This window comes from Mycobacterium venezuelense, assembly GCF_054919535.1.
The window spans coordinates 1-300 of the sequence record NZ_JBONDW010000083.1; the positions used below are offsets into that span (position 1 = coordinate 1).

Here is a 300-nt window from a genome sequence, read left to right on the forward strand (position 1 = left end):
ATTGGATTCTTCGTCAATACCTTGGTATTGCGCGTCGATCTGACGGGTAATCCGACCGTTGCCGACCTGCTGAACCAGGTGCGCGAACGTACGTTGGCGGCGTTCGAAAATCAGGATGTGCCGTTCGAGGTGTTGGTCGAGCGGCTCAATCCCATCAGATCACTCACCCACCACCCGTTGGTGCAAGTCCTGCTGACCTGGCAGAACCTGCCTTGGCAACACAGCGATCCGGCCGCCGGACTGGCTCTCGGAAACGTTGAGGCCACTCCGTTGCAGGCAGAAACAAACAGCGCCAGAACA

General features: G+C 58.0%; 1 protein-coding gene. It reads left to right on the plus strand.

Going from position 1 to position 300, the window contains the following annotated elements; translation table 11 throughout:
• Window positions 1-300: condensation domain-containing protein (locus ACRCUN_RS34290; protein WP_462146048.1), on the plus strand; the 300-nt coding region annotated here is incomplete at both ends.